The 24,496-nt window shown below is 43.9% G+C and carries 18 protein-coding genes; 4 read left to right on the forward strand and 14 right to left on the reverse strand.

Annotated features, from left to right (window positions below; translation table 11 throughout):
- Positions 1–98: 98 nt before the first annotated feature.
- The 3 genes from G590_RS19010 to G590_RS0109290 are packed head-to-tail and all read right to left on the reverse strand — an operon-like array spanning position 99 to position 2,361.
- The gene (locus G590_RS19010) at positions 99–1,001 is read right to left on the reverse strand and encodes a metallophosphoesterase family protein (RefSeq protein WP_022765390.1); all 903 of its coding nucleotides are present in this window, start codon (positions 999–1,001) and stop codon (positions 99–101) included.
- Entirely contained in the window at positions 1,001–1,918 is a 918-nt protein-coding gene (locus G590_RS0109285; RefSeq protein ID WP_022765391.1) for an SPFH domain-containing protein, read from the reverse strand. Before G590_RS0109285 ends, G590_RS19010 begins: the two co-directional genes overlap by 1 nt.
- Positions 1,918–2,361, reverse strand: coding sequence for an NfeD family protein (locus tag G590_RS0109290; RefSeq protein ID WP_022765392.1), 444 nt, complete (start codon positions 2,359–2,361; stop codon positions 1,918–1,920). Before G590_RS0109290 ends, G590_RS0109285 begins: the two co-directional genes overlap by 1 nt.
- A gap of 151 nt (positions 2,362–2,512) precedes the next feature.
- Here G590_RS0109290 and G590_RS0109295 point away from each other — a divergent pair, with 151 nt between their 5' ends.
- Positions 2,513–3,970, forward strand: coding sequence for a GGDEF domain-containing protein (locus G590_RS0109295; RefSeq protein WP_022765393.1), 1,458 nt, complete (start codon positions 2,513–2,515; stop codon positions 3,968–3,970).
- A gap of 46 nt (positions 3,971–4,016) precedes the next feature.
- Here G590_RS0109295 and G590_RS0109300 read toward each other — a convergent pair whose 3' ends face one another.
- The 8 genes from G590_RS0109300 to G590_RS0109335 all read right to left on the reverse strand — a co-directional run bounded on the left by G590_RS0109300 (position 4,017) and on the right by G590_RS0109335 (position 18,008).
- Complete coding sequence (locus G590_RS0109300; protein WP_022765394.1) at positions 4,017–5,036, reverse strand: GGGtGRT protein; 1,020 nt, start codon at positions 5,034–5,036, stop codon at positions 4,017–4,019.
- Positions 5,037–5,058: 22 nt separating this feature from the next.
- A complete protein-coding gene (locus G590_RS0109305; RefSeq protein WP_022765395.1) occupies positions 5,059–5,751 on the reverse strand; it encodes an iron-sulfur cluster assembly scaffold protein in 693 nt (230 codons plus the stop codon).
- 143 nt (positions 5,752–5,894) lie between these two features.
- Complete coding sequence (locus tag G590_RS20590; protein ID WP_022765396.1) at positions 5,895–9,386, reverse strand: response regulator; 3,492 nt, start codon at positions 9,384–9,386, stop codon at positions 5,895–5,897.
- Positions 9,364–11,445 carry a DNA topoisomerase gene (locus G590_RS0109315; protein ID WP_022765397.1) on the reverse strand — a complete coding sequence of 694 codons (2,082 nt, stop codon included), beginning with the start codon at positions 11,443–11,445 and terminating at the stop codon, positions 9,364–9,366. Before G590_RS0109315 ends, G590_RS20590 begins: the two co-directional genes overlap by 23 nt.
- A complete protein-coding gene (locus tag G590_RS0109320) occupies positions 11,438–12,814 on the reverse strand; it encodes an ATP-binding protein (RefSeq protein WP_022765398.1) in 1,377 nt (458 codons plus the stop codon). The genes G590_RS0109315 and G590_RS0109320 overlap by 8 nt, the downstream gene beginning before the upstream one ends.
- A gap of 19 nt (positions 12,815–12,833) precedes the next feature.
- Complete coding sequence (asd, locus tag G590_RS0109325; protein WP_022765399.1) at positions 12,834–13,919, reverse strand: aspartate-semialdehyde dehydrogenase; 1,086 nt, start codon at positions 13,917–13,919, stop codon at positions 12,834–12,836.
- Between the two features lie 31 nt (positions 13,920–13,950).
- The gene (gene argH / locus G590_RS0109330) at positions 13,951–15,339 is read right to left on the reverse strand and encodes an argininosuccinate lyase (protein ID WP_022765400.1); all 1,389 of its coding nucleotides are present in this window, start codon (positions 15,337–15,339) and stop codon (positions 13,951–13,953) included.
- Positions 15,340–15,482: 143 nt separating this feature from the next.
- A complete protein-coding gene (locus G590_RS0109335) occupies positions 15,483–18,008 on the reverse strand; it encodes a FapA family protein (protein ID WP_022765401.1) in 2,526 nt (841 codons plus the stop codon).
- 141 nt (positions 18,009–18,149) lie between these two features.
- Between G590_RS0109335 and G590_RS0109340 the strand changes: the two genes are divergently transcribed.
- Genes G590_RS0109340 through G590_RS21535 form a run of 3 tightly spaced genes read left to right on the forward strand, consistent with a single transcriptional unit; the run spans position 18,150 to position 21,101 of the window.
- Positions 18,150–19,352, forward strand: a complete 1,203-nt coding sequence (locus G590_RS0109340; protein WP_022765402.1) for a 2-hydroxyacyl-CoA dehydratase family protein — start codon at positions 18,150–18,152, stop codon at positions 19,350–19,352.
- A complete protein-coding gene (locus tag G590_RS0109345) occupies positions 19,345–20,910 on the forward strand; it encodes a 2-hydroxyacyl-CoA dehydratase family protein (protein WP_022765403.1) in 1,566 nt (521 codons plus the stop codon). The genes G590_RS0109340 and G590_RS0109345 overlap by 8 nt, the downstream gene beginning before the upstream one ends.
- 23 nt (positions 20,911–20,933) lie before the next feature.
- Complete coding sequence (locus tag G590_RS21535) at positions 20,934–21,101, forward strand: hypothetical protein (RefSeq protein ID WP_022765404.1); 168 nt, start codon at positions 20,934–20,936, stop codon at positions 21,099–21,101.
- Positions 21,102–21,144: 43 nt separating this feature from the next.
- Here G590_RS21535 and G590_RS0109355 read toward each other — a convergent pair whose 3' ends face one another.
- From G590_RS0109355 to G590_RS0109365, 3 genes are read right to left on the reverse strand one after another with little or no spacing between them, the layout of a single operon-like run.
- Positions 21,145–22,089 (reverse strand): ABC transporter permease, encoded by a 945-nt coding sequence (locus G590_RS0109355; RefSeq protein ID WP_022765405.1) that lies wholly within the window; start codon positions 22,087–22,089, stop codon positions 21,145–21,147.
- Positions 22,090–22,095: 6 nt separating this feature from the next.
- Positions 22,096–23,445 carry an ATP-binding cassette domain-containing protein gene (locus tag G590_RS0109360; protein WP_022765406.1) on the reverse strand — a complete coding sequence of 450 codons (1,350 nt, stop codon included), beginning with the start codon at positions 23,443–23,445 and terminating at the stop codon, positions 22,096–22,098.
- Positions 23,438–24,343 (reverse strand): mechanosensitive ion channel family protein, encoded by a 906-nt coding sequence (locus tag G590_RS0109365; RefSeq protein ID WP_022765407.1) that lies wholly within the window; start codon positions 24,341–24,343, stop codon positions 23,438–23,440. Before G590_RS0109365 ends, G590_RS0109360 begins: the two co-directional genes overlap by 8 nt.
- Between the last annotated feature and the right edge of the window lie 153 nt (positions 24,344–24,496).

Below are 24,496 nucleotides of genomic sequence, written 5' to 3' on the forward strand. Positions count from 1 at the left end.
TTCATTCTGTCAACTATTTTCGCAGAAAAAAAGACCCCTATACCATTTCTGGTATAAGAGTCTTATTTCCGTCACCCTTAACTTAATGACATTGGACGTTAAGTCTCCTCTTCTTTTTTGGGTATATCCTTACCCTTAAGATCAATATTGTTCTCTTTGAGAGCTATTGCCCAGTATTTTTCAGGTATATTGGGCCATTTTACAGTTCCTCTCTCCTGCTCGCAAAGCCTCATGGCACGTAAAAGAACTGTCTGATTAAGGTCAACTCCCGTCCTGATGGTGTGCATTGTTACAGCTGCCCAGGCAGGTGCGATCTCACGAAGTCCGCATTCCTTGAATTCCCTGAGGATTTCTTTTCTGTTATAGTCCAGCTGAATATATTCCTCTTCCCATGCCTTACCGTTTCCGTGAAGTATGCAGAACTGGGTCTTACCCTCATTGTACCAGGGGATTCCTATGGATCCCGGATTAATTGCCTTTTTGCCCCTGTATACATAGGTTCCCTGAATATGAGTATGTCCGTGAAGAAGAACTCCCTCCTTGAGGTGTGAAAGTACCTTCTTGGTATTCCTCTTTTCCCTGTACAAAAGCTCACTGGTGTTGGTCGGCGAGCCATGACAGAACTCAAAACCGGGTATCCCTTTGACCTGATATGTTCCGTAATTAGGCAATGACTCAAAGAAATCAAAATCCTTGCCTGAGAGATTCTCATAGGTGTAGAGAAGTGCTCCGCTGGCAGAGCCCTTTCTCCATTTACCGGCTCCGGAATTCTTATAGTTTAAAAGATACTCCTCCCGATTCCCACGGATAATATAGGTATTGAAGTACTGCTTCAACACATATATCAACTCCATGGTCTTCTGAGGATACGGACAGTCAGTGACAAAGTCGCCAAGAAGTATAAAGTTGGTTATGCCTCTGCCCATGCAAAAATCAATCGCAGCCTGAAAAGCTGTATGATTGGCATGTATGTCACTAAAAACCGCGAAATCGTTTGTCATTACTTAACTATCTCTTTTATTGATTCTGCAAGGCCTGCAATGCCCTGGATATTTGATGGAACAATGATCTTGGTAGCCTGTCCGTTTGAAGCCTTCTCAAACGCCTCGAGACTCTTAAGTGTGAGAACCGATTCATCAGCTCCGGCCTCTTTAAGCATTGTAATACCTTCAGCATTAGCCTTCTGAATGCTCTTGATAGCTTCAGCCTGACCTTCAGCCTCACGGATTCTCTTCTCTCTCTCAGCTTCAGCTCTGAGGATTGTAGCCTGCTTGTCAGCTTCAGCCTGAAGGATCTTACTCTGTTTCTCACCTTCTGCAACCGTGATCTGTGACTGCTTCTCACCTTCTGCAAAGAGGATCTTCTCTCTCTTCTCACGCTCAGCCTTCATCTGCTTCTCCATGGCGTCTCTGATCTGCTCCGGAGGATTGATGTTCTTGAGCTCTACTCTTGTGATCTTGATTCCCCATGGGTCGGTAGCAATGTCCAGTGCATCCTGCATCTGAGCATTGATCTGATCTCTTGAAGTAAGTGTCTCATCAAGAGTAAGTGATCCGATTACGTTACGAAGAGTTGTAGCTGTAAGGTTCTCAATAGCACCGATAGGATTTCTTACACCATATGCATAAGCCTTGGGGTCTGAAATTCTGAAGAATACGATTGAATCGATCTGCATTGTAACATTATCCTGAGTGATAACAGGCTGAGGCGGGAAGTCACAATACTGCTCCTTCAAATCCACCTGTCTTGCCACTCTGTCAATAAAAGGAATCTTGAAATGAAGACCTACATCCCATGTCTCCTTGTATGCACCAAGCTCCTCAACGACATAAGAATGAGCCTGTGGTACGATCTTGATATTTGTAGCTAAAAGAATGATTACTAAAACAACAAAAATTGCAATTACTGCGGCTGCCATTATAAGCCCTCCCTTTCAACAATAAGTTTTGCTCCTCTGACTTCTACAACCTTAACCTCTTCTCCTGCCTTAATAACGATGTTATCTACGTTTGAGGCAGCAAGCCAGGTTGAGCCGTCCATATCCACTTTACCTGTTCCATGAAGATTGTCTATATCGGTCTTGGCAATGAGTTTCCTGCCTATTACGGCGTCGATATTGGTCTTCTTGATCCTATTGTTAAAATGAGCAGCAGCAATAGGCCTTACAAGGACCAGTACAACTACCGAAACCACCAAAAATGCAGTTACCTGCAGCCACAACGGGGCTCCGATAAGAGCCAGCAAAAGAGCTACAACCGCTCCGGCAGCGAACCATATGGTGACAAGTCCCATGGTCATTAATTCGATTACTGACATAACAACTGTGATGATCAACCAGATAATCGGTAATGAGACATTCATACACTCTCCTCCTTTTCAGTAAATTATACTTCATTCTTACAGCTGATTAAATAGCTTATTTTTAATAGTCTTTTCATATCACAGGGTACAATTTTATGATAATATATAATAGTACAAATATTAACGTCTTGTCGTTTGTTTGGAGGCACAAATGTCTGATCAGATCTATAAAAGCTTTAAAATTAGTCTTAATACATTCACAATGCCCGCCAGCGTTCTCTCAGTCAGGAAGAATCCCGACGGAACCTGCGGAGAGATACGCTTCTTTGCTATAAACGACATATTTAAAAAGAGCTATTATGACCTCTTTATAGAAACTGAGCATGACCGTAATATCAGCTATGATGATTTTGATGAGGTCATCGAGGGACAGCTCTACACCGCTCACCTGCCGAAAGAGCCAAAGTTTGAGGCGATTGTTTTTGATGCGGCATGGAACGGTAAGCATATCCATACCTATGTAGATACGACCAAGATGTATGGGTATTGGACAGAGGATCTTCTATTCCCTGTAGTATGTCCGGGCTGCGAAGATGAACAGGATCCCGACGTAAGATACTGCCAGTTCATGTATACTCTCAACAGAGAAATGGATACCGGCAAGTTTGCGTCAGTATCTCCTGACATCTCAAGTTTTGTCATTAAATCCTGTCTTGAACTCAGAAACGAAAAAGACTTCTCAGAAAGTATCAATACAGTCATAAAAGACCTCAGAGAATATACCAAGTCATATGCTGCTGCTATCATAACCGTCTTAAGTGACCAGCAGGAATTCGACGTTATAAGTGAATCCGTTAGAAATGATGAGCTTTGCATAAAAGACATCTTCGCTCATATACCATATGAAATAGTTGACAGCTGGGAAAAGCTCTGCAGAGAAACCGACAGTATCATTATAAAAGATGAAGCCGATATGGCTCACTACGAAAAGCTTGCAGGTCCCTGGGTATCTACTTTAAGAGCCAACAATGTGACAAGCCTTTGTCTCTTCCCTCTTATTCACAATGGGGTTATTACAGGATATCTTTACATCACTAACTTTGATGTTGATGATATGGAAAGGATCAAACAGACCATCGAACTGGTATCCTTCTTCCTGACAGCTGAGGTTGCAAATCATACCTTCCTGGAAAGGCTTGAATATCTCAGCAATGTAGATATGCTCACAGGCGTATTTAACAGAAACTGCATGAACGTCAACGTAGACGAGCTTTCCATCAAACTCGAGATCTGTCCTCAACCTTTTAACGTTGCATTCTGTGACCTGAACGGCCTCAAGACCATCAACGACAACGGCGGACATGATCAGGGAGACAAGCTGCTTGTATATGCTGCGGACGTTCTCAAAAAAATATTCCCGGATGATAAGATCTACAGAGCAGGCGGTGATGAATTTACCATCATCTCCTTTAACAGCAAACCTCAATTCGAGGAAAAGATCAGAATCCTTAGGGAACAGGCAAGTGATCCTGAATGGCTGCACTTTGCTATCGGATATTATCACGACGAATCAAGCGGAAGGCTGAGACTGGCCATGAGATATGCCGATGAGGAAATGTATAAGGACAAGAACCTGTTCTACGAGAAATATCCTGATAAGAGAAGATAAAAAATGGGCACGACCTTTTCGGTCGTGCCCTTATTATTTGCGGATATTAAAACTTACCAGCCTTTGCAGCCTCTTCGATAGAAACTGCTGTTGAAACTGTCATACCAACCATAGGGTTGTTACCTGCGCCGATAAGACCCATCATCTCAACGTGAGCAGGAACTGATGAAGAACCTGCGAACTGAGCATCTGAGTGCATACGTCCCATAGTATCTGTCATACCATAAGAAGCAGGACCTGCAGCCATGTTATCAGGGTGAAGTGTACGTCCTGTACCACCGCCTGAAGCAACTGAGAAGTACTTCTTGCCGGCCTCTGTACGCTCCTTCTTGTATGTACCTGCTACAGGATGCTGGAATCTTGTAGGATTGGTTGAGTTACCTGTAATAGATACGTCAACGTTCTCCTTCCACATGATAGCAACACCTTCCTGTACATCGTTAGCGCCGTAGCAATTAACCTTTGCACGAGGTGAATTAGCGTCCTTGGAGTAGCACTTTCTGAATACTTCCTTAACCTCACCTGTGTAGTAGTCATACTCTGTCTCTACGTATGTGAAGCCGTTGATACGTGAAATGATCTGAGCAGCATCTTTTCCAAGACCGTTAAGGATAACTCTAAGAGGTTTCTGACGAACCTTGTTAGCCTTCTCAGCGATACCGATAGCACCCTCAGCAGCAGCGAATGACTCGTGACCTGCAAGGAATGCGAAGCACTCTGTATCCTCTTCAAGAAGCATCTTACCAAGGTTACCATGTCCAAGACCTACCTTACGACGATCAGCAACTGATCCGGGGATACAGAAAGCCTGAAGACCGATACCGATTGCAGCAGCTGCATCAGCAGCCTTGCGGCAGTTCTTCTTGATTGCGATAGCTGCACCTACTGTGTAAGCCCACTTTGCGTTCTCAAAGCAGATAGGCTGAATGCCCTCGATGAGGCTGTATACATCAATGCCAGCTGCCATTGTTATTTCTTTACATTCTTCGATGGAAGAAATCCCATACTCCTTAAGGCAAGCCAGGATCTGGGGCTCTCTTCTTTCATATGATTCAAATAAAGCCATTATATATTTTCCTCCTTACCTATTATTCATGTCTGGGATCGATGCATCTTACTGCATCGTTAACACGTCCGTACTGTCCCTTAGCCTTCTCAAGAGCAGTGTTAGCGTCATCACCGGCCTTGATGAAGTCCATCATCTTACCAAAGTTAACATACTTGTATCCGATAATCTCATCGTTCTCATCAAGAGCGATATCTGTGATATATCCATCAGTAAGCTCAAGGTAACGAGGTCCCTTCTCAAGTGTTCCGTATGTTGTACCAACCATTGAACGGTTACCCTTACCAAGATCCTCAAGACCTGCACCGATCTGAAGTCCGTCCTCAGAGAATGCAGACTGTGTTCTTCCGTAAACGATCTGAAGGAAAAGCTCTCTCATAGCTGTGTTGATAGCATCACAAACAAGGTCTGTGTTAAGAGCCTCGAGAACTGTAAGTCCGGGAAGAATCTCAGAAGCCATAGCTGCTGAATGTGTCATTCCTGAACATCCGATAGTCTCAACAAGTGCCTCCTGAATGATACCGTCCTTAACATTTAAGGAAAGCTTGCAGCAGCCCTGCTGAGGAGCGCACCAGCCGATACCGTGTGTATAGCCGGAAATGTCCTTTATTTCTTTTGACTTAACCCACTTTGCCTCTTCCGGAATGGGAGCTGCGCCATGGTGTACCCCTTGTGTTACAGGGCACATGTTTTTTACCTCTGTTGAGTAAATCATGTGAAAATCTCCTTTCGTATTGTAAAGTAATTTGCATTACTCACTCACGTTTTTTGCATGTCTTGCCCATGCCAATACCTATTTTTGCATAAAACAAAGCACTTTTCAACAGATATGACATAAATTTAACATTTATTTTAGTGTCAGATGTATTTGTATACATCATCGTAGTCATAGTCCGAAATAACTCTTACTATGTTGTCTACTCTCTGCTTTTCATCATCGGGAACATGCGCATCTTTTAGTAGCTCTCCGATGCTCTCCACCTCGTTATAGTGTCCGTTATCAAGGTGAGACTTAAGGCTGACATAGATGTTCTTAAGCTCGTTCTTGTCAAAGACAGGCTTGCCGTCTTCGCTTACCGGCTTGACTTCGGGAACCACGATCCTGTTTGTAAGATCTCTGTAGAGGAGCATCAGATCTCCAAGTCCCTCCAGAAGTGTCTCCTCATCTCCGACCCTTCCTGCCTTCTCAAGCTTTTCAGCAAGATCAGCCAGCTCTGAAGCTCCTATAGTCCTTGAAGAGCTCTTGATTCCATGCACCATGGTCGTAAGATTCAATATATCACGCTGCTCCCAGTAAGCTTCTATGTCAGAAATCGTCTGAGGCGCAGATTCCTTGTATGTTCTGAGAGTTTCGAGATAAGAAGCCTTATCCCCGCAGTTTTTGATGCCAATAAATACATTGAGTCCCTCAAGTTCATACAGTGCCATGGGAATTTCATCGTTCTTTCGACCCGTATCCTCTGTTTTGGCTGAAAAAGCTATCTTTTGCTTAGGCAGGTACTTGACTATCATCTCTTCCAGAGCTGCAGGATCTATCGGCTTGGCAAGATAGTCGTCAAATCCTGCCGAGATATATACCTCTCTCATTCCTGCAATTGCATTGGCAGTCAGGCACACGATCGGAGTATCGATATTGGGATGATCCTTAATCGACTTGAGCTCCTTAAGAGCCTCGATACCATCTTTATGAGGCATCATATGATCCAAAAAGATGATATCGTATTTTTTCTTCATAGAGCGTTCGATGCACTCATCTGCACTATTTGCCTCATCAATCTGCAGTCTTGTATGTTTGAGCAGGTTCTTAAATACTGTCAGATTAACAGGCGTATCATCTACCACAAGTACCTTGGCATCCGGTGCTGTAAACTTCTCTTTGTACTTCTTTCTCTCAACGATGGACTTTCTGAAGGCAGCTTCAAAATCGCCGACCTCATCCCACTTAAGTACTTCCTGCTTAATGGTAAAGCTGAAGGTGGAACCGACACCGTACGTACTTTCAACTTCAAGCGTAGATCCCATCAGGTTCAGAAGTCTTTGAGTAATGGTTATTCCAAGCCCCGTTCCCTCAACTCCGTGATTCTTATTTTTGTCCAGTCTTTCAAAGGCTTCGAAGATCTTGCTGATCTCCTCTTCTTTAATTCCTATTCCTGTGTCTTTTACACTGAAGTTAAACAGAGCACTCTTCGTGTTGCCCGGGATCTTGGCAAATTCCAGACCAATGGTTACTGTTCCCACATTAGTGTACTTGACAGCGTTGGTGATAAGGTTGGTAACCGCCTGTTTAATTCTTATCTCATCGCCCCTGAGATAATTAGGCAATGAGTTGTCTATGTTCAGTTCCAGTGAAAGACCCTTTTCCTCCGTCATGGACTTGGCGATATTCACCAGATCATTGAGTACGGATGATATCTCATATTCCACCGGTACAATTTCCATTTTGCCGGCTTCAATCTTTGTAAAGTCGAGGATATCATTTATAAGTCCCAACAGTGTCTTGCCGGAAGACAGGATATGCCCCGAATACTCAAGGATATTCTCATCTCTTGACTCCCTCAATATCATCTCGTTCATACTGAGAATTGAATTCATAGGGGTTCTTATGTCATGGGACATGGATGAAAGGAAATCGTCCTTGGCCTTATTGGCTTCTTCTGCCTCCTTAACAGCTATACCGAGCTGAATGTTCTTTTTCTGGAGCTCTTTTGCATCGGCCTCTCTCTCGGCTGCGCGTCTTTTGTTGGAAATAACCTCTTTGATAAGTGAGGCAACTATAATGAGTGAAATGACAAATACGATCAGAACAGCAAACCACATATTATCTAGGATTGAATCCTTCAGATCATATTTGTAAAGTTCACCGGAATAGCGAAGCGCCATATCCTGTATCTGATCATTGCCGACTACATTAAGACCTCTGTTAATAAGCTTCAGAAGGCCCTTTTGTCCAAGATGGACGCCAAAGCATCTGTCATCAGCCATACTCTGCTGCTTGACTGACAGATCTCTGTACTTACGGTTCTTGAGCAGATTGTTGACACGCATTCCGTTAAGAGTGGTGCAACCTGCCTTGCCATCAAGCACAGCCTTCAGCGAATCATCGATTGAATCATAGAAAGTAACCTGAGCATTGGGGAAATTTGTCTTAACAAAATAATACTGCATGCTATTGTTCTTATTGAGTGCAAAGGACGACAGCTTGGATTCTGTGTACTCTCCGGCATAAACAATAGCCGTTGTGGATGACAATACGGCGTTGGACTGATAGATGTTATTTTCTTCAGAGTAATAATAGCCTCCTCCGACAGGAAATGCGGTGTCAATTTCCTCATTTCCTATTGCGGCGATCATATCGTCGTACTTATCAAATCCCACATAGCTTACTGAGACACTGCTTATGCCAAGGTCCTGTAACATCTTTGGGACCAGATCTTTAACAAGACCGGTCACATTACCATTTTCGTCCATATCCGAATATGGCAGATAATCTTTAAGATATCCGACAGTCAGAGTCTCATGTTCCCTGAGCCAGCTCTTCTCAGCTTCAGTAAATGTCCTGCTGGCGATACTGGAGGGATAATACTTGATGTTCAGGGCGTTCAGATAATTGGGTTCCTCAATCATGAGCTGTTCCTGAGCATTGTTCAGCTCAATCAGAAGATCTCTTCTTTTTATGTTTACACAAAGGTAGTACTCGGTTGATCCAAAAGCATATAAAAGCTCTGCATTTTCTCTCTCGTATGAGCCGTTACTCTCAGCTACATAAACATCGACTTCATTGTTGTCAAAAGCTGCAACCATCTCATAGGCAGATTTATAAGTAACTACCTGTGAAAGTACATTATGCTCTTTCAAAAAGTCCCTTAATGTGTAAACAATGGCACTCTCCTGAACTCCGATCTTCTTTCCTCCGAGAGAAGCAGGAATCACGGTAATTGAATTATCATCGGAATGTTTGACCAGATTGTAGGTCTCGGTTCCCATGGAGAATTTAGGATAACCTACCAGGCCATCCCTCTCCGGTGTATAGGCAAGACCTGCCAGAAAATCAATATCACCTGACAACAGCTTATTGTACAATTCTGCAAAGCTGCCATAGACATATTCATACTCCCAGCCCGTGTACTCTGAGAGTTTCTGGTAATACTCATAAGCATATCCCTTGCGCACCTGACCGTCCCCGGCGCCTTCCTGGAATATCTCATTTTCAAAATAGCCGACTTTAACAATCTTGGGCTCTTCACTTGCATAGACAGTAAAAGCCGGCACAATGGAAGCCATTAATATACATAATGTAAGAAGAAAAAGTGGTAACTGGTTTCTCTTTTTACTTGCTTTGTGCTCTTCCATTCTTCTTTTCCTTTTTGGTGGTTTTGTAAAACGGTGCAACATAGTCAAACCTGGACTTCAGAGCACTTCTGTAGTCGTTCTGCTTTACCATGTTGGTCCTCTTTGTAACAAAATCGTTGAGTTTTTCCTGGTACTCTTTTTCTGATATAGAGCCATCAGCAACTCCCGTAAGCCCCTTCTCCCAGCTGGCTGTAAGCGCCGGATTGAGCATGGGCTTCATGGAGCAGAGAACAGTCTCGTATACCATTTCTCCCATCTGTGTGGGAGTTATTATCTGAGTCTTCTTGTTCAGATTCAGATATTTGATATTAACAAGTTTGGTTAGAATTCCGGCTCTCGTAGCACTGGTGCCGATTCCGGAGCCCTTTATCTGAGCTCTGAGTTCCTCATCCTCTATGAACTGTCCGGCATTTTCCATGGTAAGGATTATGGTTCCGGAATTGTATCTCTTCGGCGGGGAAGTCTCGCCTTCCTTGATCTCGAAAGATGATACATCGAGTTCATCGCCCTTCTTGATCTTCTTCAGGTATTCAAAGAGCTCTTCATCCGTTACAGTCTGCTCTGCCTCTTCACCTTCTTTAGCCGTATCCTCTTCGCTGTCTTTGTCCTTCTTTTTGAAGAAGGAGTAATCCATTACGTGAAGGTATCCCTTGGCCGTAAGGATCTTGAAGTTGGCAAAAAAGTGTTCTCTCTTTCCTTCATTATCAAGGTTTGGCAGCGATAATTCCAATGCCACTTTCTGATATGTTGCAGGCGGATAAAAAACTGCAAGAAACCTCCTTACTATTATCTCATAAACTTTGGCGGATGTGGGACTTAATGAAGAAATTGCTGAAAGTCCCTGACCTGTCGGAATAATAGCATAGTGGTCTGTTATTGCTTTGTCGTTGACATATCTGGTCTTCGCTATACCCTTGTATGACTCATGCTGCAGTATCGCCCTGGCAAAAACCGAGCACGGCTCATAGGATGCAAGTCCTTTTATATTCTGGTCGATAACCTTGGCTATAGCTGAGGACATAACCCTCGCGTCGGTTCTCGGATAGGTTGTGAGCTTTTTCTCATAAAGCTCCTGCGCTATTGCCAGAGTCTCATCAGGGTTTATCTTAAAGAATCTTGAGCAGTCATTCTGCAGCTCAGCCAGGTTGTATAAAAGTGGCGGATTCTTTACCTCTTTTTTGGTCTCGCATTTCTCTACAGTGGCTCTTCTGTTTTCAGTGCCCACTTCCCTTATAAGCTTTTCGGCACTCTCTTTTGTCTTAAAGCCCTTCTCGCTGTACAGCTCCGGTGAGCCTTCAAAGTGCGAATCCGCAGATACTCTCCACTCCGCATCACACTTCTTGCCACCTGCCATGACACCTGCAAGCACTCTGTAGAACGGTGTCTTAACAAAGTTTCTTATCTCTCGCTCCCTGTCTACGACAATTCCAAGGACGCAGGTCATTACACGCCCCACGCTGATCACACACTTATCAAGCCCAAGGTAATTCTTGATTGAATACGCATATCGCAGAGTAAGAGCCCTTGAGAAATTGATTCCCATCAGATAATCTTCCTTGGCGCGCAGAAATGCAGAAGCCCCAAGATTATCGTACTCACTGTCATCCTTGGCCTCTCTTATGCCGCGCAGTATCTCATCCTCAGTCTGAGAATCTATCCACACACGTTTTCTTTTTTTGCCCTTAACATTTGCCTGCATGTCAACAAGACGATAGATATACTCACCCTCTCTTCCCGAGTCGGTGCATATATAAATCGTATCAACATCATCTCTGTTAAGTAAACCTTTTACTATGTTGAACTGTTTCGAGACATTCCCGATTACTTCATACTTGTATGTATCGGGAATAAATGGAAGTGTGTCAAAAGACCACTTGGCGTATTTCTCATCATAGACCTCAGGATAGCTCATGGTTACCAGATGTCCGACACACCATGTAACAATAGCTTCGTCAGACTCCAGGTAACCATCTCTCCTGGAAAAATTTATTTTTAGCGCACCGGCAAATGCCTGTGCAACGCTGGGTTTCTCAGCAATATATACAGATTTATTAGCCATTCGTCAGCTCATCTATCCCTATCAGCTTCAATCTACTGCCGGGCTTAAGTGACGCATCAATGATCCAGTCATCAAAGCCCGCTGTGGAAAAGAGATAGATAACATCTCCCTCAAGTCTTGCTTTTTTAGCGCAGTATTCAAGCCTGTCGAGATCCGCATGGGTTATCTGTTTCTGCCACGAACAGATTCCGAGAGCAGTATCTCCCATATCACTCTGAGCTATTATGTCAATGTTGCCTTCCTTGCCTATCCACTCGCCCTCATCTCCAATCTCGAATGGGAAAAGACCTCTCTCCTCAAGCCGGAAAATGTACTCACGGCAGACATCTCTGAAGTGATCACTCACGTAATTTTGAATTCCTGCAGATATAAATATATCATAAAATTTGTCTGCGGGCATCTGTAATAAACTGCTCTCATTCGGGAAGATAAACCTGAAATAAAAGTCAAGAAGCGGGTCCTGTATCTTGTATACGCCCTTCATGACGTTTTCCCTTCCGGCATTTCCGAATGAATATGCTTTGTATGCAAAATCATGATGGATAAGTGTCTTTAAATAGACTGAAATCTTGGCTCTCGAAAAGCCTGTGGCATGATAAATATCATTGAGTTTATTGGCTCCCTGAGCCATCTCCGAGAGAATCGTATGATAGACCGACGTCTCCCTTAAGCTGTACTGTGTGAGGCGAAGAGCCTCTCCGTACAGGAATGAACCCGGATCAAGAATATTCTTGCAGACATTCTCTTTAAAAGACAGAGCGTCATCAAAATATCTCCAGAGCAGCGTCTGCCCGCCCAGTACAGAGTAGGTCAAAACAGCATCCCTGTAGGGCATGTTCCTGAAATAGCTTCTCATCTCCGAAAAAGGCAGGGGCTTTATCTTTCTGAATCCCGCAAGGCTTGAAGACAAAGAGCCAAGACTCTGAACCATGCTGTTTTCTACCCAGGAAACATCGTTACTTACAAGCAGAACAAGGATCTGCCTGAACTTGCCGTTCTTCTCGACAAAGCTCACCAGTTCCTTCATAAAACTCTCAGATGATTTGATTATGTATTCGAAATTCTTAATGACAAATATTACGGGATTTCTGCCCGCATTTCCGATAGCAAGATCAAAAATATCAGTATAAGTGGGATTTGCCCCAAAGCTGTGGTTATTATCCATCAGCTCTTTTTCCCAGAGCTTTATCTGCTCCAGGCTCGAAACTGATCTCGCTGTGTAAAAGACACTTCTTCTGTTCTCAATGAATTTAAAGAGCAGTGAGTTCTGCTCCACATTCCTGTGTCCGTAGACTACAAGAATGTTGGAGCGACCACTGTCATAATATCTGTTTAAAAAAGCCAGATCGATTTTTCTGATTTCTTCCATAGCGCTTTCTTTGCATTAATTATTTTTTGTTAATGTATCCGCTTGCCTTAAGAAGCTCTGCACACTCTACAGCACCGCCGGCTGCTCCTCTTAATGTGTTGTGTGAAAGACCTACGAACTTCCAGTCGTAGATAGAATCTTCACGAATTCTACCGATGCTTACTCCCATACCGTTCTCATAGTTGACATCAAGAGTAACCTGAGGTCTGTTATCATCCTGCATGTACTGGATGAACTGCTTGGGAGCACTTGGAAGGCCAAGCTCCTGAGGAAGTCCCTTGAAGCTCTCAAGTCTCTCGATGAGCTGCTCCTTGGTAGGATTCTTTTTGAATTTAACGAAAGCAGCTGCTGTATGTCCGTAAAGAACAGGAATTCTGATACACTGGCATGTGATCTTCACGTCATCGGCAGGAACGATCACGCCGTTCTCAATCTTACCCCAGATACGAAGAGGCTCTTTTTCTGACTTCTCTTCCTCACCTGAAATAAAAGGAATAACGTTTCCAACCATCTCCGGCCACTCCTCGAAGTTCTTGCCGGCACCGGAAATAGCCTGATATGTTGTAGCAACTACTTCATATGGCTCAAACTCCTTCCAAGCTGTAAGAGCAGGTGTGTAGCTCTGGATTGAGCAGTTGGGCTTAACAGCAATAAAGCCGCTCTTTGTTCCAAGTCTCTTTTTCTGGAACTCGATAACATCCATGTGATCAGGGTTGATCTCAGGAATGATCATAGGTACATCAGGAGTCCATCTGTGAGCTGAGTTGTTTGAAACAACGGGAGTCTCAGTCTTGGCATACTCTTCCTCAATAGCCTTGATCTCATCCTTGGACATGTTCACAGCTGAAAGGACAAAATCAACGTCCTCAGAAACGGCCTTTACATCTGTAACATCCTTGATAACGATGTTCTTGACAGATTCAGGCATGGGGTTTTCCATTTTCCATCTTGAGCCAACGGACTCTTCGTAGGTCTTGCCGGCAGAACGTGGACTTGCTGCAATAGTTGCAACCTCAAACCATGGGTGATTCTCAATAATAGAGATAAACCTCTGTCCTACCATTCCGGTTCCGCCAAGAACCGCTACTTTTAACTTGTCGCTCATAATAGTTACTCCTCTCATATTTCGTTTGGGTTTATTTAAAGCTAAATGATGATAAGAATTCATCGTTTGCCTTAATCACGTTTTTCATTACCTCAGGGCTTGGAGCTCCGACGGTAAGTCTCTTTTCAACGCAGGTCTTAAGAGATATCGCATCATATATATCTTCGGAAAAGAGCTCTGAAAACTCCTTGAGCTCTGCCAGACTAAGATCGTCTATAGCACATCCCTTGTCGATGCAGGCAAGAACCAGTCTTCCGATAACCGAATGTGCATCTCTGAACGGCATTCCCTTGTTAACCAGGTAATCGGCTGCATCTGTTGCATTTGTAAAGCCCTTGGTCGCACTCTTTTCCATGTTGTCTTTGTTGAACTTAAGGGTTCTGAGCATGTCGGTAAAGAGTGTCAGGCAGTTTCTGACAGTATCCATGGCGTCAAATGCTGCCTCTTTGTCCTCCTGCATATCCTTGTTATAAGCAAGTGGTATGCCCTTCATTGTTGTAAGAAGTGACATGAGGTCGCCGTAAACTCTTCCTGTCTTGCCTCTTACAAGCTCTGCGATGTCAGGATTCTTTTTCTGTGGCATGATGCTGCTTCCGGTTGAATACGCATCGTCTATCTCAACAAATCTGTATTCGTTGGAGTTCCAGATAATTATCTCCTCGGAAAGTCTTGATAAGTGCATCATTATTGTTGAAAGAGCTGACATATACTCTATCAGATAGTCCCTGTCCGAAACCGAATCCATACTGTTGAGAGTCGGTCCCTCAAAATCAAGGAGCTCTGCTACATAATCTCTGTCCAGCGGATATGTTGTTCCGGCAAGAGCACCGGCTCCCAACGGACAGTAGTTCATTCTCTTATAGATATCCTTCATGCGAAGGAGGTCTCTTTTAAACATCTCAAAATATGCACCCAGATGATGAGCAAGAGTTACGGGCTGAGCCTTCTGAAGATGTGTAAAGCCCGGCATGTAGGTATCAAGATTGTCTTTCATGATATCTGACAGGCACTTTAGTGTCTCTTTTAAAAGACCTGCCATATCCTCAACCTCGCCCCTGCAGTAGAGCCTCATATCCAAAGCTACCTGATCGTTTCTGCTCCTGCCGGTGTGAACCTTCTTGCCGGCATCCCCGATCCTGTCTATGAGATTAGCCTCCAAAAAACTGTGGATATCCTCATACTTATCTGTTATCTCAAGTTTACCATCTCTTACATCGGAAAGGATTGCATCAAGGCCGGAAATAATGGCATTCTTCTCATCTTCCGAGATGATTCCCTGCTTGGCCAGCATAGTGGCATGTGCCTTGCTGCCTCTGACATCCACCTCAAGAAACCTCTTGTCAAAAGAAATAGATGCGTTAAAAGTCCACGCCAGTTCGTTGATACTGCCTGTAAATCTTCCGCCCCAAAGCTGTGCCATTTGTTCCCTCCATTACTGTGATGTATTAAAGTCCCAAAAATTATAATCCAAACTTAACATACAATCAAGCCCTAAACAATCGCTCTTTTTCACAAAAAATACTGCCGGAGGGGGCTCCGACAGTACGTTTTCTACAACAGGGCTCAAAGTACGATAATATTCTCTTTTTTTGCATCTGCCTTGAATATCATCTTGTCATAGGTTTTTCTGTCACTTTCAAGTCTGTAAATTACACCGGAAATAACAAATATGGTATTGGCATATGCCATCTCGGTTATGACGGCGCAGGCTCCGTTGCTCTTGTTGATCTCTGCCTCAAGTGCTTCCATCTCGGCCTTAAGCTCTTTTATCCTGTTCTCTTTGCCGGCCACGGCTGCGTTAATCTTAACCTTCCACTGCATAAGCTCACGGTTACCGCCGCCCACTTCCTTAAGCCTTTCCTTCTCGGTATTGAGAGCCTCAAGCTGCTCCTCTTCTCTGACAATGCTCTTCTGGGCATTATTGTATTTAGCAAGAATGCCGGAATTGACACCCAGATTGATAATGGTCCTTGCGCCTGACTTATTTCCGACGGAAGCAGCTTCTATTCCGTAAATACAGTTGATGGTTCCACCATAGATCATTCCTACTCTTCCATAGGTTTTGACCTGACCTCTGGCGTCAACCTTACAGTTGATGAAGTAATTGGCAGAGATGTTTTCTCCGCTAATTGTCGCGCCCTCAAAATACTTGGCGCTCACATCACCTTTGGCGCTTATTCCGCCTCTGATAGGACATGTAACTCCTCCCTTTATTACTACCTCTCCGCCGGAGGTCACAGTCGAGCTCTCCATATGCCCGCCTATTATAACATCTCCGGTAGCTTCAATCTCACTTCCGGAAAAGACATCTCCGACTACAAATACAGTTCCGTCGTACTTGATCTTCTTGTCGGTTATCTTTACTTCCTGAACGACCATGAGCTTGGTGATCTCAACTCTCCCATTCACCATTCTTATGGCACCGGTATAAGTTGCAACATAACTTACTCTGTCGTTCATTATCATAAATCCGGTACCCTTAAGGATAGGTATCTCTTTTCCCGGAATAGCTTTTATGTAATTACCGAATACATCGTATCCGTCTGTACCTCTTGTTGCTCTGTGATAGAGAGCTATCCTGTCACCAACCTTGACAGGCTGCAGACACTTCATCTTCTCAAGATCCGCTGTTCCGTCCCTTAGAATCTCCGGCTCAGGTTCTTCCGTGGTATCGAAGAAATACTCATAGTATCCGTTCTGTCCGTTGACAACTTCAAGTCCCACAGCCACAAGGCTTCTGATAACAGGCTTTCCTTCCTGTCCCAGCTTCTTTATCGCCTGCTTGTCAACGCCATAGATGACCTTGGCCTTTTTTAGGAATTTCAAAAGAATTTCCTCTGTATATTTTCTGCCGTCCATTCTCTCAGGAAGCGTCAAAAAGCACATCATATTGCCTTCCTCAAAGTTGAGGTAAGTATCGCGATGCTCTAACATTTCATTGACAAAAGCATCCTCTTTGGATATATGGCTCAGCGGTGTTTTTGCTGCCTCAGCATTAGCCTCAGCTATTGCAGCGGCCGGTCCCCGACCGTCAACGCTTCCTGCAAGCAAATTCTGACGTATGCGGCGCATATCCTTGGCCGTGTACATCATCGATGAGAATTTGGATATATCGACGCCTTCCTCGATACCTATCCTCAATTCTCTCATCTGGTCCGCCTGATAAAGAGGATTACAATAAGGCTTAATATCGATCTGATGCTCAAGACCTACGCGCATTTCATACATCTGTTGCCATCCATATGCAACATCTGCATACTGCTTGACATCAACTCCGTTTTCGAGGCCCAGCCTGATCTCCCTGATGGTGTCTCCCCTCATATCGGCAGTTATGTAGTCATCAATGGGAATACCGTCCTTTAAGGCAATCCTCACCTGTTCAAGCTGTTCGTCATCAAATCTCTGTGCTAAATATTTGGAGATATCGACCTTGTCCACATATGCCTTGTGTATCTGATTCAAAATACTGGCATTGTACCTGTCGACATAATTCTTATCAAAGATCAGTCCATCCTCAGCGCTCTCCCTGATTGCCCTCATCTTCAGATAAGGCATGGATGCATGGGCATATAAAGAGATGTCGATTCCGGCCTGAAGGCCTTTTCTGATCTCTCTCATCTGCCTTGCGTCAAAGGCCGGATCCTGATAAAAGATTATCGGAACAGGGTTGGTTTTTGAAAGACCTCGCCTGAGCTCACGCATCTGGTCAGCAAAATAGATCTTTTTTGCATAGGGAGTTACATCTACTCCTTCACTGATGCCCTGCCTGATCTGCGCAAGCTGAGTAGTATCAAATCCCTGCTCTCTGTACATTGACATATCGATGCCCTGATACATCTCAAGACGCAGTTCTTCCATAGCCGACCATGACAGTTTGGGGTCCATGTATCTGCTTACATCAACCCTGTCTGCCAGACCTTTCCTTATCTCAGCAAGCTGAAGTGTATTGAACCCCAGCGATTTAAGCTTTTGGACATCAGCTCCAAGCTCCTGGCATAGTTTCAGTTCCCTTTCATAGGAATTCTCGCCAAAGACATTGAGCCCGGAATATGAACTTGAAGCAGATCTTTCATTGACTAAATTTGCCATAGATACCTCAAGTGGTACAATTATCGATACTACCTTATATTATAAATCAATATATCGTATAAATGCACTATTAATTGACTTCTTTTCTCTATTCTATTAGACTAATTTTATAAATAATTAATAAGAAGGTAGGGGAAAATAGTGAAAGACTTAAAACATCTGATTTTCTTCGAGAATCTGCTCCTTGAGGCAAACAATGAGCTGATTCAAGAAGCACAGGCAGATGGGCGTATTTGTGTTGCCTACACCTGTGAAAACACTCCTGAACCACTCCTTAATCTTCCGGGGTGTTTCTCCGCACGTCTCCGTGCACCAAGGACAGGTTCCTTGGATATCTCCACTTACTACATGACAAGTTTTCTTTGCGAGTACAGCCGTGCTCTTTTGGAGCGCGCGATTGAAGGCGGATACAATTTTGCTGACGCCATAATCACTCCCGACGGCTGTTCTATGATGAACCGCTGCATTGAAAACATGGAACTTCTTAATACCCTCGGCAAAGGTAAAGACAAGTTCTTCTTCGAGTATATGGAGATTCCTATGAAGGCCGATGACAACGGTCTTAATCTCTACGTGCTCCAGTGCAAAAATCACATTCTAAAGCCTCTCTCCGAGAAATACGGGATAGATATCTCGGATGAAGCCATCAGAAAGGCTGTTGCAGAGCACAACCGCGTATGCGAAATAATTCGCGCCATAGGCGATTTCAGAAAGGAAGACAATCCCAGGATCACCGGTTATGAATTTAACGTCATAACTCTTGCAACCTATGTCGCTCCGAAATATCTTTTGCTGGATAAGCTCGAGGAGACTCTCGAGGAATTAAAGAGCAGGGAACCCGATGAAAAGAGCAGGTTCAGAGCCAGAGTTCTTGTTGCGGGTTCTGAAGTTGATGATACTGATTTTGTAAAGCTCATCGAGGATGCAGGCGCATATGTCTGCGCCGACCGTTTCTGCTACGGTTCTCTTCCCGGAAGAAATCCCATTGTCCTAAGTGACGATGAGGATGCTCTGACTCAGATCTGCAGAGCTTATATGAACAAGGGCGAATGTCCTCGTTTTATGAACACAGATAAGATGGATCATCGCAGGATCTATGTTGATGAACTCGCCAAAGAATATAAGGCCGACGGCATTATATATGAGCAGATGAAGTTCTGCGATCCGTGGGCATATGAAAAGATGATGGGTTCACAGATCCTCCGAAATAAATACGGTTATCCTGTTCTGGCAGTTGACAGGCCCTACAGCATCGGTGTGTCCGGTCAGATGACAACCAGAGTTCAGGCCTTTGTCGAGAGCATAGAGATCAAGAAGATTCAGAGAGGTGAAGCGAATGGCTAAAGAGATTGGCGCCGACAGACTCGGCGATTTTTATAAAGAGGGTTCCCTTGTCCGAAAGAGACGCGAATGGCGAGGACTTGCGGACACAATGTACGACTACTCAAGGTGGCTCAAGATAATGATGACCCTTGGCAAATTCGTCATGAAACCAAGAAATGTCAAGGCTATGTTCAGATATCGCTGGATGGCCAACTACCTGGCAGTTCCCATGATGGTGGACAGACACACTCAGGGTCTTCGAGGCGAGTACCTCAGGATCTGCCATGAGGAACAGGACCTTGTTATCGATGACGTAGCCAAGCTCCTTGATTCACTCTTTAGAGGCGATCGCAGGATTGGCAATGACAAGAAGTTTTCAGATAAGGTTGTTCTGGTTGATGAGAACGAGATGACAGCTGTAATGATGGGCTTCCCAACCCTTAAGTGTCTCTCAAGAGAAACTCCGTCCACCTATGTTTCGGTTCTGCTTAATCAGTATGCAGCCTGCCACTACATTGACGTAGCCCAGGAATACGGTCTTGCGGGTGATGTTTGCCCTATGCCTGAGGCAGAGGCCGGAGTTTCAATTGACGATGACGCTCCTGTCCTGGGAGCATGTGCTATCCAGTGTAATACAACATGTGACGGCTCTCTCCTGGGAAACGGTGTTATCTCTCAGCGTCTTGAAAAAGAAGACGGAATCCCTGTCTTCCAGCTTGCTGCTCCACTTCGTCACAGAGAGGACGACGTTCAGGAGTATGCAGCTCAGGAGATCAGAAATGCCATAGCATTCATTGAGAAGCATACCGGTGTAAAATGGGACTGGAAGGCATACTTTGAGTGTGCAAAGCGTGTAAACTATGCAACCGAATGTCGCCAGGAATGGCTTGAAATGAACCGCACTCCTTACCCACAGGTATTTGGTTCAAACCTTGCTCTTTATACAGAGACCAACTACATGGCCATCTGCGGACGTGTAGCCGCCTTCGAGAAGGCAGACAGAAAGATCACCAAGCTTGCCCGTCAGGCTTACGCCAAAAAGAAAATGGCAGCCAAGGAATACAGACACCGCGCCATCGTATGGGGTGTTCAGTCCCACTACTACATGGACTTCCTTGTATGGCTCCTTAACTGCTGGGGCATTGTTCCTCTGACCGATATGCTCTCTATGGTATCCACCAAGAAGCTCGTAACAGAGGATACTCCCGAGAACAGAGAACAGGCTATCTACGATATGGCCTGGCTTACAGAGAACATGATCATGAGAAACAGAACTCACGGTGGTTACAAAGTTCTTCTTGATGAACTCTGGGAGTTCGTTGAGATGTTCAACGCAGATATGGTCATCCTCTGGGAGCACATGAGCTGTAAGGCCCTTGATGGAATGCACGGCCTATTCGAAGAAAAAGCCCGTGAAAAAGGTATCCCTCTGGTTTGGGTATCTCACGACCTCTTCGATCCACGTATCATCTCCCGCCAGGGTGTCCGCGATCAGATCAATTCCTTCATGAGGACCGTATGGAACGAAGAACCGATCGATCCATCACTTGAGGTCCTTCCTGATGAGAAATCATGGTAAATAAATTCTAAGGAGAATAAGAAATGTCAATTTTCTTGCATGTAATTAAAATAATCGTTATTGTTATCGCTGTACTCTTTGCTCTGACCTTCACCGTCTACTTCTTTAACCTGGACATGAAGCTCACAGCAGCCATCTATCCATGGCTCAACAAACAGTACGACAAAGTCAAAAGAGACCAGCACCTGTAAATTAAAAAAGCTGCCACGTCACAATCTGACGTGGCAGTATTTTTTAGCGTTTGTCTTTATCGATATTTTCAAGAAGAATAATAGTCAGGATCACATATACTGCTGTCCACATCAGTAGCCACGCCCAGCATCGAAGGACTATAACAGGGTTAAAGTCATAATCGTGGTTCTGATTGAGCTCTCCTGTTTTCATAAGCAGATCATCTCTCATATTGTTCTTTTCAATCTCCTGAAAGACCGTTAAAAGAGGCTTTTCTCCCTCGACCTCTACATCCTTCATTTTAAGAGCACTGTTCCACACACTGACCATAGGAAGTGAATTATAATCACCCTGAGCACAAAGAGCCGTAAGTCCCCATTTGGTAGCAGTAAGATTAGTAAACGGCATAGCTTCAGGCGGAAGGTTGAAAAAGGCCCCCGAGAACAAGAGCTGTACGATCAAAAGAAACGGCATGACAGTCATCGCTGTCGTAGTGGTCTTTGAAAACGCCGAAACCAGCAGTGCCAGCATATCTGCGCAATAGGTTATAAAAAACAGAGAGATGCCAAAATCAACGATAGGCCATGGAGTTATAAGGCTTCCCACAGGAAGTTTTACATTCATCAACATGCATACCCCTATGGTAATGATAACCTGAAGAAGACATAAAAACGCCTGGTAAATCATATGAGCCGCAATATAAGATGATATATGAAGTCCTGATCTGTGCTCTCTTTTTACTATTGCCCTCTCTCTGCATATCACCTGTATGGAATTAAAAAAGCCATTCCAAATACATATACAGGAAAGAGCAAAGGTTCCCATCAGAGTTCCCTCCATGGTCTTATAGAGATTTGCTCCCACTGAAAAAGCAACAAGTCCGGCTATAACTGCCGCCATTGGCAGAACCTTCCAATCATTCTGGAACAGGAACATCCTGAAAAGCTTGCCGAGATATATAAAAGTCTGTGAAACTCTTCCTCTGTGTCTTACGCTATATTCTTCCATAGCATGTCACCCCACCTTTTCCTTAATTCTGTCAGCATACTTTTCAACAAACTCATCTGCTCTTCCTTCTCCGCCTTCATCCTTCTGGTTAATTGAAAGAAGAATCTCCTCCATAGAGTCTTTACCAAAGAATTCATATGCTTCATCTACAGGCCCATACCAGGCAAGTCGGCCTGTTCTGGTGGCATCCTTAGCAAGAACTATAACATCATCAAAAAGATCTATTACCCTGTCAGGGGTATGTGTTATGACTACTACTATCTTTCCGTCATCAGCAATTTCTCTGAGTTTTTCAAACAGGCTCCTGGCCACGACACCGTCAAGACCGGAATCAGGCTCATCAAGTATAAACAGCGATGGATCTGATATAAACTCTATAGCAATTGACAGTCTCTTCCTCTGGCCCCCGGAGAGCTTTTCAACCAGTGAGTTTCTCACCGCTGTAAGTCCAAACTGATCAAGCATGTTGGCGATGCGGTTTTCTCTTTCCATTACGGAAGCATCTGCAGACAGCCTCATAAGTGCTGCATCCGTAAGAGTCATTTCTACGGTATCGTTACCTCTCATAAGGTCCTGCTGCGGCACAAATCCGATATCATATTTCATCTTGTCATAGTCACTGTAAACATCATTATTATCGAGCTTTATACTCGCTTTTGCCTTCTCATATCCCGTTACGGCGTTGAGGAAAGTTGTCTTACCCGCTCCTGATCCTCCAAGCAAAAGCACCATATGCCCTCTTGGGATTATCAGATGTATATCCTTTAAAAGAGTCTTTTTCTTGAAGAAATCTATAACGGTTCTGTCTGCGATATTTATCGTAAGTCCCTCTGCTGCAGCAGTTAAGTTTTCACCAAGTTCCTTGGCTCCGTTTTTTGATATCTGCTCAACCTTTTTGCCGGGAACAAATCTTGATGAAACGCCCCACCAAAAGAGTGTAATTCCCTCAAAAAACATAAAGAGAATAAGCCATTTTTTCTTTCTGTCAAAGACCTTGATAAGCCCAAGATAAATCTTGAGCATGTAAATGATCAGCGTTACATAAACACCTACCAAAGGAATCACCATGAAAAGTGCCCACATAGGATTAAATAATACAAACACTCCGGTAATTACATAGAGAAGATAAAAAAGCAGGGAAACAATGGTGTAAACACGCCCTTCCTTTTCCTTGTCAGCACACAGACTCACATGATATTCTCTGGCAACAGGAATAATCGCCCATATCCCTTTTACTCCGCATTTTTTAAACAAAAACCAGCTTCCGATGGCTGTAAGCAGATAATTTGCAAAAGAAAACAGATTACTGTAACTGATGTCAATATCTCCGCTGATAGCATTACTTAATTCAAGCATCTTCATTCTCCTTTTTCACTACGAGATTCACGTAGTTATATGGGATTTCTATTCCATTATCCACAAGCGCCTTAAATACTGCAGTGTTAACCTGATCCTTAACAACTTCCGTTCTTATCTCATGGGGATAATATACAGTCGCACCAAGCATTAATGCGCTGTCTTTTACCTCCAGAAAATATACAGATCTCGATCCGGGATCATCCTCTTTGTATTTATCTTTATTCAGGGTAAGCGGACATTCGCAGATTGTCTGCCTGATTATATCCTTGGCCTTGTCTATATCTGAGTTATATCCTATTCCGTAGCATACATCAAAAGACCTGGGAACATATTCTTCATAGCTGTAGTTCACTATCATTCCCTGATTAGCTTTACTGTTTGGTACTATCAGTCTGGTTGTATCAATCAGTTTCAGTACCACATGGCGCAGTGTCATCTTTTCAACTATACCTGCTCTTCCGTCCTCCAGCATTATTCTGGATCCCACATCAAACGGCTTATACAGACTTATCTCAAGGCCTGCAAACATATCTTTTAAAACTTCATTGGCAGCAAGACCTACGATAACTGCAACCACAGCAGTAGATCCAAGCAGCGACTGAGCCAGCCTTTGCCCGCCGAGCGGAAGCACCACCAATATTACCATTATCCCAAGAGATACCGCCTTCTGCAAGAACTGAATGGTAATACTGTTTCCCTTTTTCTTCTCTATACTCTTAAATATCCTCTTATTCAGTTTAAGCAACAGTATTACAAAAAACACATAGAGAGCGACAACGATCAGTATGACCACTATCGCAATAACAACTAACCAGGCTCTATCAGATCCTTGTAATTTCCAAAACAAGCCAGAAATAATCTTCTCAAAAGATACTCCGCTTCCCGAATCCTGCATATATCGTACCTCACTATTTATCGTATTATACTTATTATTTTAACATCTATAATACTCACAGCCAACATCAGGGAGGTCTATCTAGCCAAAAGCAATATAAAAAGGCTGTAGCACAGATATATGTGCTACAGCCCTGTAGTCTATTTAGCCTGT

Source organism: Butyrivibrio sp. XPD2006 (assembly GCF_000420865.1).
Lineage (GTDB): Bacteria > Bacillota > Clostridia > Lachnospirales > Lachnospiraceae > Butyrivibrio.

What these genes read in the sequence shown, in the direction of transcription:
- G590_RS19010 (WP_022765390.1), bottom strand. Translation starts at nt 1,001, where the DNA reads ATGACAAACGATTTCGCGGTTTTTAGTGACATACATGCCAATCATACA.
- G590_RS0109285 (WP_022765391.1), bottom strand. Translation starts at nt 1,918, where the DNA reads ATGGCAGCCGCAGTAATTGCAATTTTTGTTGTTTTAGTAATCATTCTT.
- G590_RS0109290 (WP_022765392.1), bottom strand. Translation starts at nt 2,361, where the DNA reads ATGAATGTCTCATTACCGATTATCTGGTTGATCATCACAGTTGTTATG.
- G590_RS0109295 (WP_022765393.1), top strand. Translation starts at nt 2,513, where the DNA reads ATGTCTGATCAGATCTATAAAAGCTTTAAAATTAGTCTTAATACATTC.
- G590_RS0109300 (WP_022765394.1), bottom strand. Translation starts at nt 5,036, where the DNA reads ATGGCTTTATTTGAATCATATGAAAGAAGAGAGCCCCAGATCCTGGCT.
- G590_RS0109305 (WP_022765395.1), bottom strand. Translation starts at nt 5,751, where the DNA reads ATGATTTACTCAACAGAGGTAAAAAACATGTGCCCTGTAACACAAGGG.
- G590_RS20590 (WP_022765396.1), bottom strand. Translation starts at nt 9,386, where the DNA reads ATGGAAGAGCACAAAGCAAGTAAAAAGAGAAACCAGTTACCACTTTTT.
- G590_RS0109315 (WP_022765397.1), bottom strand. Translation starts at nt 11,445, where the DNA reads ATGGCTAATAAATCTGTATATATTGCTGAGAAACCCAGCGTTGCACAG.
- G590_RS0109320 (WP_022765398.1), bottom strand. Translation starts at nt 12,814, where the DNA reads ATGGAAGAAATCAGAAAAATCGATCTGGCTTTTTTAAACAGATATTAT.
- asd (WP_022765399.1), bottom strand. Translation starts at nt 13,919, where the DNA reads ATGAGCGACAAGTTAAAAGTAGCGGTTCTTGGCGGAACCGGAATGGTA.
- argH (WP_022765400.1), bottom strand. Translation starts at nt 15,339, where the DNA reads ATGGCACAGCTTTGGGGCGGAAGATTTACAGGCAGTATCAACGAACTG.
- G590_RS0109335 (WP_022765401.1), bottom strand. Translation starts at nt 18,008, where the DNA reads ATGGCAAATTTAGTCAATGAAAGATCTGCTTCAAGTTCATATTCCGGG.
- G590_RS0109345 (WP_022765403.1), top strand. Translation starts at nt 19,345, where the DNA reads ATGGCTAAAGAGATTGGCGCCGACAGACTCGGCGATTTTTATAAAGAG.
- G590_RS21535 (WP_022765404.1), top strand. Translation starts at nt 20,934, where the DNA reads ATGTCAATTTTCTTGCATGTAATTAAAATAATCGTTATTGTTATCGCT.
- G590_RS0109355 (WP_022765405.1), bottom strand. Translation starts at nt 22,089, where the DNA reads ATGGAAGAATATAGCGTAAGACACAGAGGAAGAGTTTCACAGACTTTT.
- G590_RS0109360 (WP_022765406.1), bottom strand. Translation starts at nt 23,445, where the DNA reads ATGCTTGAATTAAGTAATGCTATCAGCGGAGATATTGACATCAGTTAC.
- G590_RS0109365 (WP_022765407.1), bottom strand. Translation starts at nt 24,343, where the DNA reads ATGCAGGATTCGGGAAGCGGAGTATCTTTTGAGAAGATTATTTCTGGC.